General features: G+C 69.5%; 13 protein-coding genes. 4 read left to right on the top strand and 9 right to left on the bottom strand.

The window, feature by feature from the left end:
• Positions 1 to 313, top strand: a 313-nt coding sequence (locus tag VNW53_RS19485) for an EAL domain-containing protein (RefSeq protein ID WP_325557715.1), incomplete at its 5' end; no start/stop codon positions are given.
• A 38-nt stretch (positions 314 to 351) separates the two neighbouring features.
• Here VNW53_RS19485 and VNW53_RS19480 read toward each other — a convergent pair.
• Both VNW53_RS19480 and VNW53_RS19475 read right to left on the bottom strand, forming a co-directional pair.
• A complete protein-coding gene (locus VNW53_RS19480; RefSeq protein WP_325557714.1) occupies positions 352 to 1,896 on the bottom strand; it encodes an aldehyde dehydrogenase family protein in 1,545 nt (514 codons plus the stop codon).
• Positions 1,897 to 1,901: 5 nt separating this feature from the next.
• A complete protein-coding gene (locus VNW53_RS19475; RefSeq protein ID WP_325557712.1) occupies positions 1,902 to 3,038 on the bottom strand; it encodes a saccharopine dehydrogenase family protein in 1,137 nt (378 codons plus the stop codon).
• 95 nt (positions 3,039 to 3,133) lie between these two features.
• On the opposite strand from VNW53_RS19475, the gene VNW53_RS19470 reads away from it, so the two are divergent.
• Together VNW53_RS19470 and VNW53_RS19465 are read left to right on the top strand one after the other, a co-directional pair.
• Positions 3,134 to 3,559 (top strand): Lrp/AsnC family transcriptional regulator, encoded by a 426-nt coding sequence (locus tag VNW53_RS19470; protein WP_325557711.1) that lies wholly within the window; start codon positions 3,134 to 3,136, stop codon positions 3,557 to 3,559.
• A gap of 109 nt (positions 3,560 to 3,668) precedes the next feature.
• Positions 3,669 to 6,170, top strand: a complete 2,502-nt coding sequence (locus VNW53_RS19465; protein WP_325557709.1) for an ATP-binding protein — start codon at positions 3,669 to 3,671, stop codon at positions 6,168 to 6,170.
• A gap of 276 nt (positions 6,171 to 6,446) precedes the next feature.
• Here VNW53_RS19465 and VNW53_RS19460 read toward each other — a convergent pair whose 3' ends face one another.
• The 3 genes from VNW53_RS19460 to VNW53_RS19450 all read right to left on the bottom strand — a co-directional run bounded on the left by VNW53_RS19460 (position 6,447) and on the right by VNW53_RS19450 (position 8,805).
• On the bottom strand, positions 6,447 to 7,589 hold the full coding sequence (locus VNW53_RS19460) for a thiolase C-terminal domain-containing protein (protein WP_325557707.1): 1,143 nt from the start codon (positions 7,587 to 7,589) through the stop codon (positions 6,447 to 6,449).
• A 4-nt stretch (positions 7,590 to 7,593) separates the two neighbouring features.
• On the bottom strand, positions 7,594 to 7,992 hold the full coding sequence (locus VNW53_RS19455; protein ID WP_325557706.1) for a Zn-ribbon domain-containing OB-fold protein: 399 nt from the start codon (positions 7,990 to 7,992) through the stop codon (positions 7,594 to 7,596).
• A gap of 99 nt (positions 7,993 to 8,091) precedes the next feature.
• The gene (locus tag VNW53_RS19450; RefSeq protein ID WP_325557705.1) at positions 8,092 to 8,805 is read right to left on the bottom strand and encodes a winged helix-turn-helix domain-containing protein; all 714 of its coding nucleotides are present in this window, start codon (positions 8,803 to 8,805) and stop codon (positions 8,092 to 8,094) included.
• Positions 8,806 to 8,920: 115 nt separating this feature from the next.
• Here VNW53_RS19450 and VNW53_RS19445 point away from each other — a divergent pair, with 115 nt between their 5' ends.
• Positions 8,921 to 9,232: an NIPSNAP family protein gene (locus VNW53_RS19445; protein ID WP_325557704.1), complete on the top strand. Its 312-nt coding sequence runs from the start codon at positions 8,921 to 8,923 to the stop codon at positions 9,230 to 9,232.
• Positions 9,233 to 9,250: 18 nt separating this feature from the next.
• Here VNW53_RS19445 and VNW53_RS19440 read toward each other — a convergent pair whose 3' ends face one another.
• The 4 genes from VNW53_RS19440 to VNW53_RS19425 are packed head-to-tail and all read right to left on the bottom strand — an operon-like array spanning position 9,251 to position 13,497.
• Positions 9,251 to 10,780, bottom strand: a complete 1,530-nt coding sequence (locus VNW53_RS19440; RefSeq protein WP_325557702.1) for a DHA2 family efflux MFS transporter permease subunit — start codon at positions 10,778 to 10,780, stop codon at positions 9,251 to 9,253.
• 2 nt (positions 10,781 to 10,782) lie between these two features.
• Positions 10,783 to 11,166, bottom strand: a complete 384-nt coding sequence (locus VNW53_RS19435; RefSeq protein ID WP_325557700.1) for a hypothetical protein — start codon at positions 11,164 to 11,166, stop codon at positions 10,783 to 10,785.
• Entirely contained in the window at positions 11,163 to 12,191 is a 1,029-nt protein-coding gene (locus VNW53_RS19430; protein ID WP_325557699.1) for a phosphotransferase family protein, read from the bottom strand. The genes VNW53_RS19435 and VNW53_RS19430 overlap by 4 nt, the downstream gene beginning before the upstream one ends.
• 4 nt (positions 12,192 to 12,195) lie before the next feature.
• Complete coding sequence (locus tag VNW53_RS19425) at positions 12,196 to 13,497, bottom strand: cytochrome P450 (protein ID WP_325557697.1); 1,302 nt, start codon at positions 13,495 to 13,497, stop codon at positions 12,196 to 12,198.
• Between the last annotated feature and the right edge of the window lie 98 nt (positions 13,498 to 13,595).

The raw sequence follows: 13,595 nt of genomic DNA, 5'->3' as shown, positions 1-13,595 counted from the left end.
TTTCGGCACCGGCCTGTCGTCGCTGGCCTATCTGAAGCGGATCCGCGGTCAGGAGCTGAAGATCGACAAGTCCCTCGTGGAAGGCGTCACCGAGAGCCAGCGTGACGCCCTGATCGTCCGCTCCACCATAGACCTGGCCCACAGCCTGGGCCTGAAGGTCACCGCCGAGGGCGTCGAGACCAACGACTGCTATTCGCTGCTGGCGGCCATGGGCTGCGACCTGGCCCAGGGCTATCTGATCGCCAAGCCCATGCCGCTGAAGGACCTGCTGGCCTTCCTCGCCGACGAGGAGCGCAACCAGGGCTTTGGCTGATTGCGCCCGCTATCAGCTCCCTCGAGGAGCAGCTTGGATCACACGTCGAACTTGACCCCCTGCGCCAGGGGCAGCGTCGCGCCGTAGTTCACGGTGTTGGTGGCTCGGCGCATGTAGGCCTTCCAGGAATCGGAGCCGGCCTCGCGACCGCCGCCGGTCTCCTTCTCGCCGCCGAACGCGCCGCCGATCTCGGCGCCCGAGGGGCCGATGTTGACGTTGGCGATGCCGCAGTCGGAGCCGTTCACCGAGGTGAAGAGCTCGGCTTCGCGCACGTCGTTGGTGAAGATCGAGGACGACAGGCCCTGGGGCACGTCGTTCTGGAGGCGAATGGCGTCGGCGATGTCCGTATACCGCATCACATAGAGGATCGGGGCGAAGGTCTCCCGGCGGACGACCTGCGCCTGGCCCCCTTCAGCAAGCAGGGGCATCTCCACCAGGGCCGGGCGGACGTAGACGGCGTCCGGCCCGCCGGCCTCGACCCGCTCGCCGCCGGCGACCTGGCCGCCGGCGGCCCGCGCGTCGGCTAGCGCCCGCTCGAGGCCCTCGAAGGCGGCGGCGTCGATCAGCGGGCCGACCAGCACGCCCGCCTTGCGCGGATCGCCCACCGGCACGGAGCCGTAGGCGGCCTTCAGGCGCGGGACGAAGGCGTCGTAGAGGCTATCGTGCACGAACAACCGCCGCAGCGTCGTGCAGCGCTGGCCGGCGGTGCCCATGGCCGCGAAGGCCACGCCGCGCAGGGTGAGGTCGAGGTCTGCGGTGGGCGCGACGATGGCGGCGTTGTTGCCGCCGAGCTCCAACAGGGCCCGGGCGAAGCGGCCGGCCAGCCGGGGCGCCACGGCGCGGCCCATGGCCGTCGAGCCGGTGGCGGAAACCAGCGGGACCTTCGGGTGGTCGACCAGGGCCTCGCCGACCTCGCGGCCGCCGACGATCACCGCGGAGAGGCCCGCCGGCGCGTCGCCGAATTTCGCCGCCGCGCGCTCGAACAGCGCCTGGACCGCGAGCGCGGTCAGGGGCGTCTTCTCCGAAGGCTTCCAGACCACGGGATCGCCGCAGACCAGCGCAAGGGCCGCGTTCCACGACCACACCGCGACGGGGAAGTTGAAGGCGCTGATCACGCCGACGACGCCCAGCGGATGCCAAGTCTCCATCATCCGGTGCTGCGGCCGCTCGGTGGCGAGCGTCAGGCCGAAGAGCTGGCGCGACAGGCCCACGGCGTAGTCGCAGATGTCGATCATCTCCTGCACCTCGCCGGCGGCCTCGGAGACGATCTTGCCGGCCTCCAGGGTGACCAGGCGGGCGAGGTCGGGCTTGGCGGCGCGCAACTCCTCGCCCAACAGGCGCACCAGCTCGCCCCGGCGCGGGGCCGGTGTGGCGCGCCAGGCCAGGAAGGCGGCGTGGGCGGCTTCGACCGTCCCGGCGACGGCGTCCGGCGTGGTGTCGTGGACCTCGGCGACGATCTCGCCGGTGACCGGCGAGCGGACGGGGCGGTCGCCGCCGGTCCACAAGGCCTCGGCCACGCCCAGGCGGGCCAAGACGTCGGCGGCCTCGGCGCGGGCCGAGCCGATGGGGGTCTGCAGGGTCATGTCGTCTACTCGGCGGCGCGGAGGGCGGGCTGGAGGTCGGCCTCGTCGCCAGCGTAGAACCGCCCGAAGCGGTTGCCCAGGACATGGGCCAGCGCGATGTCCTCCTGACGGATGAAGCCCGCCTGCGGCAGCTTGCCGGAGGCCAGCAGGTCGAGCACCGCGCAGATCGCGCCGGCGGTGGTGATCTGGATGGCGCTGGTCATCTTGCCGCCGACGGCCTGGGCGTAGACCTTGTTGACGTAGGTCTCCTGCATCAGGCGGCCGTCCTTCAGCCCACTGACGGTGACGAAGACGATGACCACGTCCTGCAGGGTTGCCGGCACGGCGTTTTCCAGGATGTCCTTCAGCAGCGGGCGGCGGTTGCGCAGGCCGAGGTCGTTCAGCAGCGCCTTCATGATCGCCGCATGCCCCGGATAGCGGATGGTGCGGTAGTTGAGGTTGCGCACCCTTCCGTCGAGGGTCTGGCACAGGGTGCCGAGGCCTCCGGAGGTGTTGAAGGCCTCGTAGGTCACGCCGTCGAGGGAGAACTCCTCGCATTCCTCCAGCGCCGGGACCTCGCGCAGCCGGCCGCCGACGATGGCCTCGCAGGGCTCGCAATATTCGTTGATCACCCCGTCGGTCGACCAGGTGAGGTTGTAGTTGAGCGCATTGGACGGATAGCGCGGCAGGGCGCCGACCCGCAGGCGCACGTCGTGCAGCTCGTCGAAGTGCTGCGCCAGGTCCCAGGCCGCGATGGTGATGAACCCCGGCGCGAGGCCGCATTGCGGGATGAACGCGGTCCTGGCCCCCTTGGCCAGGTCGCGGACCACGCGGCTCGCGGCCACGTCCTCGGTGAGGTCGAGGTAGTGCGCGCCCGCCGCCTTGGCGGCTTCGGCGACCACGGTGGTGAGGTGGTAGGGCGCGGCGTTGAGCACGGCGAAGGCGCCGGCGAGCGCCGGCCGCAGGGCCTGGGGATCCTCGATCGCCAAGGTGCGGGTGCGGACGGCGGCCGGATGACCTTCCAGGGCCGCAGGGTTGGCGTCGATCAGGAGGACGTCATAGTCGCCGCAACCGGCCAGCAGGGCGGCGATGGTCGAACCGATCTTGCCGGCTCCGATAACGGCGATCTGGCGCATGTGGGCTCCCTCGGGTGTGTCGCCCATCAGGATGATTCCCACCGGCGCCGGATTCAATTCGCATCTCGGCGATATTTTGAGTAATTCTGGGCAGATAGATCACAGCATTCGGCGAATCGACGATGGACGACCTGGACGAGCACCTTCTGGCCCGCCTGCGCGAAAACGCCCGCGCGCCGGTCGCCGAACTGGCCCGGGCGCTCGGCCTGTCGCGCACAACGGTGCAGAGCCGCCTGGCGCGGCTGGAGCGGAGCGGGGTGATCGCCGGCTATGCGGTGAAGCTGTCGGAGGCGCGAGAGGCGGCGATGATCCACGCCTTCGTGATGCTGACGGTCGAGCCCAAACAGGCCTCCGCCGTAACCGCGGAGCTGAAGCGCATGCCGGGCGTGCGCCGCCTGCAGTCGGTGAGCGGCCCGTCCGACATGATCGCCACCGTCGCGGCCCCCAATGTCGGCGAGATGGATGCCCTGATCGACGAGATCGGCGCCCTGCGCGGCGTGGAGCGGACCAACTCCTCGATCGTGCTCGCGACCAAGTTCGACAGGTAGGGCCCCAGGCGGACGCGCCGCCTCCCCTGGCGACGGACCCTGCCGCGTAAACCTGCCCCTAACATTCGATAGCTACGTTCCGCGACTTGAGCGGAGTCGACATAAGTCAATGAAATCGCTTTCGCGTCGGTTCCTGATCAGCGTCGGCCTGATGTCGCTGATCATGACGGTGCTCGGCACCTTCGGCGCCTTTGTCGTGTTCGAGCGCGAACTCTCGAACCGCCAGATCGGCTACCTCACGGACTATGTCCGGGAGCGCAGCTCCAATGTGGACCGGCAGTTCTCCAACCTGTCGACCCTGCACCAGGCCGCCGGCGAAGAGCTGCAACGGCGGATGGACAAGCTCAGCGACGCCGAGGTGGCCAAGCTGGCCGACGCCTATTTCCCGCTGCAAGCCGACGGCACGCGCCGCAGCCGCGACAAGTATTTCGATGGGGTGCTCGACAACGGCGACTACACCTATGGCCTGGGCGCGCTGCTGACGTCGCCGAAGACCGCCTCGCCGCAAGAGATGCGCGCCCTGGTGGCGGCGTTCCGGCTGGTGTCCGACTTCGGCCAGGCCGCGCGGCGCGACTACGACACCCTCTATTTCTTCACGCCCGATCCAGCGCGGCTGGTGATGTACGCCCCCGACCGGGCCGACCGCCTGATGTACTACCGCCACGAGGCGCCCGCCGACTTCTCCGTCGCCAAGGAGGAGATGGCCCGGCTCACCCTGCCGCAATTCGATCCGAGCCGCGCGACCCGCTGCACCAATCTGCAGCGGCTGGTGCAGGACACGGTCGGCAAGCGCCTTTCCACCGCCTGCCTGACGCCCGCCTATGTGAACGGCCGCTACGTCGGCGCCTTCGGCTCCTCCATGGAGTTGACCCACTTCTTCCTGAGCGCGCTGAAGAACACGCCCTCGGGCGCCTCGCCGATGATCGTGACCTCCAAGGGCGAGTTGATCGCCTACCCCGGGTTCACCGACCAGACGCGCTCGCCGGAGAAGACGCTGGCGGCCTATGAGAAGAAGTTCGCCCTCACCGACATCGTCGCCCGCGCCGCCACGACCGGCCAGGACAACGGCGTGATCGAAAGCCGCGACGGCCGCCAGATCGTGGCCTTCGGCCGGCTGAGCGGGCCCAACTGGTACCTCCTGCTGACCTATCCCAAGGCCAATGTCATGGCCTCGGCCCTGAGTTCGGCCTCCTGGGTGCTGCTGATCGGCGGCATCGCCTCGGCGATCCAGGCCTTGGCGGTGGTGCTGTTGGCCCGCTCGAGCATCGTGCGCCCGGTGGAGCGGCTGGCCGCCTCTTGCGAACCCGGCGCGGACGAGCGCGTAGACGTCAGCGACGTGGAGCGCCGCAAGGACGAGATCGGCGTGCTGGCCATCTCGCTGCGCACCGAACGCGAGAAGACCGAGGCCGTGCTGGCCTCGCTGGAGGACCGCGTCAGCGAGCGCACGGCGCAGCTTGAGCGCGCCAACACCGAGAAGTCCCGCTTCCTGGCCAATATGAGCCATGAGCTGCGCACCCCCCTGAACGGGGTGATCGCCATTTCCGAGACCCTGGCCGGCCAGCAGTCGACGCCCAAGGGCCGCGAACTGGCCGAGCTGATCGTGGCGTCGGGCCGCCTGCTGGAGCGGGTGCTGACCGACATCCTGGACTTCTCCAAGATCGAGGCCGGCGAGATCACCCTGGCGCGCGACGACTTCAGCATGGAGCGGCTGGTCGGGCACATCGCCGAGCTGCACCGCGCCTCGGCCCTGGGCAAGGGCCTGGACTTCCGCTGGGCCGTGACGGCGGACGCCGTCGGCCACTACGCCGGGGACACCGTGCGCCTGACGCAGGTGCTTTCGAACCTGCTGTCCAATGCGGTGAAGTTCACCGAGGCCGGCGAGGTCGTGCTGGAGGTGATCGCCTTCGGCGACGAGGTGCGCTTCCAGGTGAGCGACAGCGGCATCGGCTTCGACGAGGAGACCGGCGCGCGCCTGTTCCGCCGCTTCGAGCAGGCCGACGCCTCGATCCGCCGCCGCTTCGGCGGCACTGGGCTCGGCCTGGCGATCAGCCGCTCGCTGGTCGAGTTGATGGGCGGCCGCATCGTGGTGCAGTCGACCCCGGGGCAGGGGTCGGTCTTCTCGGTCTACGTCCCGCTGGAACGCCTCGCCGACGGCGAGAGCGTCGAGGGCGCGGAGGCGGGGCCGGAGCTGGACATCGTCGGCTGCCGGGTCCTGGTGGCCGAGGACCATCCCACCAACCAGAAGGTCGTGGAGCTGATCCTGGAGTCGGTGGGTGTCATCCCGACGATCGTCGAGAACGGGCGCCTGGCGCTCGAACTGCTGAAGACCGAACGCTTCGACGTGGTGCTGATGGACATGCAGATGCCGGAGCTCGACGGCCTGTCGGCCACCGCCCTGCTGCGCGAATGGGAGCGCGAGACCGGCGCGGCGCGCACGCCGGTGATCATGCTGACCGCCAATGCGCTGGACGACCACATCCGCGCCAGCCACGACGCCGGCGCCGACCTGCACCTGTCCAAGCCGATCCACGCCCAGGCGCTGATCGAGAGCATCCTGAACGCCATCGCCGCCCAGCCGTCAGCCGGGGCGCAAGCCGCCGAGGTCGCCTAGGACGCCCCCTCCTCTCCCCCGGCGAAGCCGAGAGGGAGAGGGCAGGGAGAGGGCGGCTCCTGAGGACGTGATCCGCCTGGGATGGGGCGAGGGCCCGCCTTCCATGGGTCATGACTGGACCTGGAGTGGCTGCTGCGAATTCTGCGCCGCCCTCTCCACCCTTCGGGTCCCCCTCCCCCGCGAGCGGGCGCGGTTTTTGGCGCCCGGAAGCTCCCCCGTGAAAAACGGGGGAGGGGACCACGAAGTGGTGGAGGGGGCGCTGGGACCGCGCCGCGCTCAGGGCGCCTCGTTGGAGAACACGATGGTGCCCGACGCGGCGAACATGCCGCCGACGCCGTGGGCGATGCTGATCCTGGCGCCGGGGACCTGGGCCGGGGCGATCCCGCGCATCTGCCGCACGCTCTCCTGCAGGGCGTACATGCCGTACATGCCCGAGTGCATGTAGGAGAGGCCGCCGCCGTTGGTGTTGAGCGGCAACTTTCCCCCGGGCGCGGTGTTGCGGCCGTTGATGAAGCCCGCCGCCTCGCCCGGCCTGCAGAAGCCCAGGTCCTCCAGGCCGTAGAGCGGCAGGTGGGCGAAGGCGTCGTAGATCATCAGGTGGTCAACGTCGGCGTGGGTGATCCCCGATTCTTCGAACGCCTTCTTGCCCGAGACGCGGAAGGCCTTCGACGAGGTGAAGTCCTCCATCTGGCTGACCATCGGGGTCTCGACGCTCTCGCCGGTTCCCAGGATGTAAACCGGCTTTTGCGGGAAGTCCTTGGCCCGCTCGGCGCTGGTCAGGATCAGCGCGCCGCCGCCATCGGTGACCAGACAGCACATCAGCTTGGTGAAGGGCCAGGCGATCATGTCCGAGCCCAGCACGTCGGCGACGGTGATCGGGTCCTTGAAGCTGGCGCGCGGGTTCTTCGCCGCCCACTCCCGCTGGATCACCGCCACCATGGCCAGGTCTTCGACCGTGTAGCCGCGGGCCTTCAGGTAGCGGAGCACGGGAACGGTGAACATGGTCGGCGGGCCCATGGGGCCGAAGGGCATCTCGAACTGGCCGGCGAGGCTGGAGGCCGCGCGGGCGAAGCCGCCGGCGCCGACCCGCGAACGGCCACTCTCGCCGTGGGTGATCAGGACGGTGTTGCAGAGCCCCTCGTTGATCGCCGCGGCGGCATGGCGCACGTGCAGCATGAAGGAGCAGCCGCCGACGGACGTGCCGTCCGCGTAGGTGGGGGTGATGCCCATGTAGTGGGCGAGGTCCACGGGGCTGATGCCGGCGGTGGCGACGCCGTCGATGTCGCTGGGCTTCAGGCCGCAGTCGGCCAGGGCGTTCAGCGCCGCGTCGGCATGCAGGCCGATCACCGAGACGTCCGGGATCTTGCCCATCTGGGTTGTTTCGGCGGCGCCGACGACTGCAATGGATTTGCGCTTCATGATCTTACGCTCCCGCCGGTTCGAAGAAGGGGAGCGAGATGTCGTCGTTCTGGGCGGCGAAGGTGACCTTCAGCGGCATGTCGAGTTGCAGCGCCTCGGGCGTCTGCGGACAGCCCACGATGTTGGTCATCATCTGCGGGCCCTCGGCCAGCTTCACCACCGCGATGGCGTAGGGCTCGGTCCCCATGTCGGGGCGCGGGCGCATGTTGATGACGTAGGACCAGAGCACGCCCTCGCCGCTGGCCCTGTAGGTCTCGACCCTGCGGCTGCCGCACTTCGGGCAGAAGGGCCGCGGCGGGAAATAGCTTCCGCCGTCGCAGTCGGTGCAGCGTTGCAGGCGAAGCTCGCCGGCCTTGCAGCCCTCCCAGAAATGCCGGGTCTCCGGCGTGGGCTCAGGCAACATCCGTGGTGGCATGTGAAATCCGTCCCTATCGAAAATGGCTTGGCGCTTCGGCCGCCAAAAACGGCGGCGGCGCCAGCAAAGCCGAGCGGACGGCGAATGTCACGCCATGGCTTGGGCTTCGGGCTCCTCCGGCGTCACGCCGAAGATCTCGCGGAAGGCTTCCAGGCCGCGCGGCGTGAAGCGGACCAGACGCGTGCCCGGCTCGCGGACCGCCCAGCCCAGGCCGTAGAAGCGGTCGAGCAAGGCCGCGCCCAGCGCGCCGGCCAGGTGGGTGCGCCGCACGCTCCAGTCGAGGCAGCCCTTGCAAAGCGGTCGGCGCGAGACGGTCAGCGCCGGCAGGTCGAGGCCGAGGGCGGCCATGAAGGTCTCGCCGGCGGCGGTGAGCGTCAGGGCTTCGTCGGCCTCGCCGATCAGGCCGCGGGCCTTCAGGCTCTCCAGCATGCCCACGGCCAGCTCGCCCGCCAAGTGGTCGTAGCAGACCCGCGCGCGGCGCAGCGCCGGCTCCTTGGGCCCGGTGCGCACGCGGGTGTGGCCGGTGCGCGCGGCCAGGCCCATCAACGCCTCCAGCACGCCCGCCACGTCCTCGCCGGAGAGCGCGTAGTAGCGGTGGCGGCCCTGCTTCCTCTGGGTGAGCAGGCCGCCGGCCTCCAGCCGCGACAGGTGCGAACTCGCCGTCTGGGCGGTGACGCCCGCCTCGCGGGCCAGCTCGCCGGCGGTCAGCGCCTGGCCGGCCAAGAGCGCCGTCAGCATATTGGCCCGGGCGGGATCGCCCAGCAGGGCCCCGATGGAGGCGATGTCGGGTCCGACTTTCATGCTTCGAGCTTAGGCGAAGCGTCTACGCCTGGCCAGCCCGGAAGCTTCGTCACAGATCGAAGCATGAGCCGGGCGCGGGGCGCTAGGAGAGGGACCTCAACCGAGGAGGCCCCCCATGAGCATCACCTGCTGCATCCGCTATGTGATCGATCCCTACAAGAAGGACGACTTCGAGGAATACGCCCGAAAGTGGCTGACCATCATCCCGGCCCTGGGCGGCGACCTGCTGGGCTATTTCCTGCCGCACGAGGGGACCAACAATGTTGGGCTGGCGATGATCGGCTTCGACTGCCTGGCCTCCTATGAGACCTACCGCGGGCGGCTGAGATCCGACGCCGCCTCGCTCGCCAATCTGAAGTTCGCCCAGGAGCGGAAATTCATCCTGGAGGAGACGCGGACCTTCCTGCAGCCGGTGCGCCCGCGGTGATCGCGGTCGCCCCGAAAGCTACTCGACCGCTGCGTCGTGCGCCGACATCGGCGGGGCGGCGGGGGGCGGCTTGAGGAACAGCAGCACCGGCGCGAGGAAAAGGGTTCCCACGGCCATGGCGCCGAACAGGGCGTCATAGCTGATCATCGTCCCCTGGCGCGTCACCTCGCCATTGAGCGCCACGAGCCCCGGCGTCGACTGCAGGTCGAAGATCCGCGGCAGCGTCCAGCGCAGCACCGGATCGGTCACCGTCACATGCTCGGCCAGCCGCGAATGGGCCACGGCGGCGTCGCGGATCAGCATGGCCTGCAGCAGCGAGATGCCGGCGCTGGAGCCCAGGCTGCGGGCCATGGTGGCGACGATGGTGCCCTCGGTGCGGTGGATCGGCGCAAGCTTGGCATAGGCCAGGGTGTTGAGCGGGGCGAACAGCAGGCCGGTGCCCAGGCCCTGGATGAAGCCCGCGACCTCGATCGGCCCAGCGGTCATGGAGAGGTCGAACTGGCCCATCTGCCACAGGGCGACGCTGGAGAGCACGATGCCCACCAGCAGCACCTGCCGCGGCCCGAACCGGGCGACCAGGGTCGGCACGGCCAGGAAGGCGATCAGCGAGCCGACGCCGCGGGTCATGGACGCCACCCCGCTCTGCAGGGCCGAATAGCCGAGCAGGTTCTGCATCATCAGGGGCAGGAGCGCGCTGGTGGAGAACAGCAGCACCCCCACGACCATGCCGAACAGGGTGGTGCCGACGAAGTTGCCGTCCTTGGCGAGGTCCCGGTGGAAGAAGGGGTTCTTGGCGGTGATCGTCTGGACCACGAAGACATAGAGGCCCACCGCGCAGATCGCCGATTCGATCCAGATTTCCTTGGCGTCGAACCAGTCCTGGCTGGGCCCGCGGTCGACCACCATCTGGAAGCCCCCGATGAACAGCACCAGGGCGCCGAAGCCCAGGAAGTCGAACGGCCGCTGCCGCCCGCCGTCGTCGCGGTCCATGAAGGTCCAGATACCCAGGAAGGCCAGGATGCCGATGGGCACGTTGATGTAGAACACCCAGCGCCAGGACAGCTCCTCGGTCAGCCAGCCGCCCAGGGTGGGGCCGATGATGGGGCCCAGGATCACCGCGGCGCTCCAGATGCTCATCACCCGCGGGATCAGCCGCTGCGGATAGATGTCCAGCATCACCGTCTGCGAGAGCGGGATCAGCGAGGCGCCGGCGATGCCCTGGATCAGCCGGAAGGCGACGATCTCGGGCAGGGAGGTGGCGACGCCGCACAGCACCGAGGCGGCGGTGAAGCCGGCGATGGAGGCCAGGAACATGGTCTTGCGGCCGATCTTCTGGGACAGCCAACCGGAGAGCGGGGTCATGATCGCGGTGGCGATGATGTAGCTGGTCAGCACCCAGACGATCTGGTCAGCCGAGGCCGAGACGCTGCCCTGGATGTGCGGCAGGGCGACGTTGGCGATGGTCTGGTCCAGCGTGTTCATCAGCGTCGCCAGCATCAGGGCGCCGGTGATCGGGATGCGGTTGGCGATGTCCTTCTGCGAGGCCATGGTCAGGACGGCGAGATCGACAGCTTGCGCCGCTCGGTCGAGGCGATCAGCTCCGCCCAGATGGCCTCCTCGCGGGCCGTGTCGCCGGCCTCCTCAGCGGCGGCGTGCGCCGCGATCAGCAGGCTGCGCAGGCGCGCGTTCTCGGCGCGCAGGGCCGAGAGCCTGAGGCTGGCCTCGCCGGCGGCGTCATCCAGCAGGGCCGCGAGCGCGCGGTTTTCCTGGACGAGGTTCTCGGCCGCCGCGTCCCAGACCTCGGCGGCGACGCCCAGGACGGCGGCCGCCAGCGTCAGGGCGTTGGCCCGCTCGCCCGGCGCGACGTCCGGGGCGGAATTGCGCACCAGGAGCTGGGCCATCTCGGCCAGGACGGAGGGGACCTGCGGCGTCATAGCCGGCCCATCACCTTGGCGATGGCCCGGTCCTGGGCGTTCAGCAGCCACCAGGCGGCGTAGACCATGATCGGATCGGTGTTGCCCCCGTCGATGAACGCCCGCGCCGAGCCTACCCAGATTCCCTGGCCCTTCACGCAGTTGAACAGGATCCACCAGTGCAGCGCCACCGGATCGGCGACCAGGCCGCTCGCCCGCTCCCAGATGGCGATCGCCTCGTCCTGGGACGCGAGGCCGCCGGCCAGGCCGCGGCCGAACTGCCAGACCGGGTTGAACCCCCAGGCCAGGTCCTCGAGGGGGTCCCCCAGGTGGGCCATCTCCCAGTCCAGCACCCCGTGGATCTCGCCGGCCTCGTCGTAAAGGAAGTTGCCGGTGCGATAGTCGCCGTGCACGACGCTGAGCTTCTGGGCCGGCGGCGGCGGGTTGCGCCCGAGCCAGCGGATCGCGGCCCGGGCGATCGGCTGCGGCTCGGCCTCGTCCGAGTCCAGGATCGCCTCCCAGTGGTCGAGCTCCTTCCGCCAGCAGGCGTCGGGAGCGACTGGCGTCATCACCTGCGTCAGGCCCAGCGCCTCCGGGTCGGCGCGGGCGATCTCGCCCAGGATCGTCCATTTCCGCTCCGCCAGACGCGGCAGGACCGCGTCGTAGCCGCCGGCGAACATCAGCTGCGGCGAGGCCTGGAAGCCGGAAATCTCCTCGGCGATGAAGAACGGATGGTCGAGGGGACCGTCGGCCTCCTCCAGCCAGAGCATGGCCGGCACCGGCACCGCCGAGCCGTGGAACGCCTGGTAGGCCGCGAACTCCACCCGCCGCTCGGTGTCGATCAGGCTGGCCGGGGGATCGCGCCGCAGGATCAGCCGGCGCGCCACCACCTCGTCACCCTGCCGCCAGCGCGCGCGGAACCGGTAGGTCTCTCGCGAGGCGCCGCCAGAAATGCGTTCCAGTCCGCTCACCGTCACGTCGGCGGCGTCCGGAAGCCGGCCCGCGATATAGGCCGCCAGCCGCGGCTCTAGGGGATGGCCCGCCAAGCTGTCAGGCCATCCGGAAGCGGACCGGCAGGCGCTTGGGGCCGTTGACGAAGACCGCCTCGCTCATGGCCGGGACGCCGTCCAGCTCCAGCTCGGAGAGCCGCGGCAGGAGTTCCTCCCAGAGGATTCGCATCTCCATCTTGGCCAGGTGCTGGCCCAGGCACAGGTGCGCGCCATAGCCGAACGCCAGGTGCTTGTTGGGCTTGCGGTCGGCGTGGAACTGGCCGGGGTCCTCGAACACCGCCTCGTCGCGGTTGCCGGAGGCGTAGCAGAGCATCAGCCAGTCGCCCTTCTTGATGTCGCGATCGGCGAAGCGGACGTCCTCGGTGGCCGTGCGCATGAAGGTCTTCACCGGAGTGGTCCAGCGGATGCTCTCGTCCACCAGGGCGGGGATCAGAGAGAGATCCTTCTTCACCTTGGCCAGTTCGGCCGGGTTCTCGGCCAGCGCCCACATGGCCCCGGCGGTGGAGGAGGAGGTGGTGTCGTGCCCGGCGGTGGCGACGATGATGTAGTAGCTCATCGCCTCCAGGTCCGAGATCGGCTGGCCGTCGATCCGGGAATTGGCGATCAGGCTGGCGAGGTCGTCGGTGGGCGCCGCCCGCTTGGCCTCCGACAGGGTCCGGAAGTAGTTCGAGAAGTCGATGACCACGCTGAAATCGAAGTCGCGCTCGGCGACCGGCGTGTCGGCGTCGCGGGCCAGTTCGGGATCGGCGGCGCCGAACAGCTCCTGCGTGAGCTTCAGCATCCGGGGTTCGTCCTCCGGCGGCACGCCCATGATGCTCATGATCACGTGCAGCGGAAAATGCAGGGCGACCTCCTGGACGAAGTCGCAGCGGCCGACGCCGTCGGGGCCGACCTTGGCCGCCATCTTCTCGACTGCGGCCCTGGCGATCACCCGGATCTGATCCTCGAGCCGGCGCAGGTTCTGCGGCATGAACCAGCCCTGGGTCAGGGCGCGGTACTTGGGATGGTCCGGCGCGTCCATGTGGATCAGGGTGCGCAACAGGTGCGGGCTGCCGCCCATCATTTCGCGGACCTTCTTGTCGGCGGCCTGACTGACGAGGGTCGGCGCGCGGTCGCCGTTGTGGAACAGGTCGTTCTGGCGGCTGATCTCCAGGATGTCCGCGTGGCGGGTGACCACCCAGAAGGGGTCGACGCCCTCGACCGTGGCCATCCCCAGCGGCTCGTTCTTGCGCAGCCAGCGGTAGGTTTCGTGGATGCGGCCGTCGGCATAGGCGCCGGGCGTGACCAGGAGCGCGGCCTGGTCGTTCGGGATGCGATGGTCGGCGGCGGTCATCACGCTCATCGGACTCTCCCTTATGAGCTAGGATGTATCATAGCTGTCGTGCACGATTGATACGCCTGCCGCGGGGCGCGGCAAGCGTGACCGAACGTCAACGGGTG

This window comes from Phenylobacterium sp. (genome assembly GCF_035569475.1).
Classification (GTDB): Bacteria; Pseudomonadota; Alphaproteobacteria; order Caulobacterales; family Caulobacteraceae; genus Phenylobacterium.
Note: the sequence above shows the minus strand (reverse complement) of the source record. Positions and strands in the feature narration are given on the sequence as shown.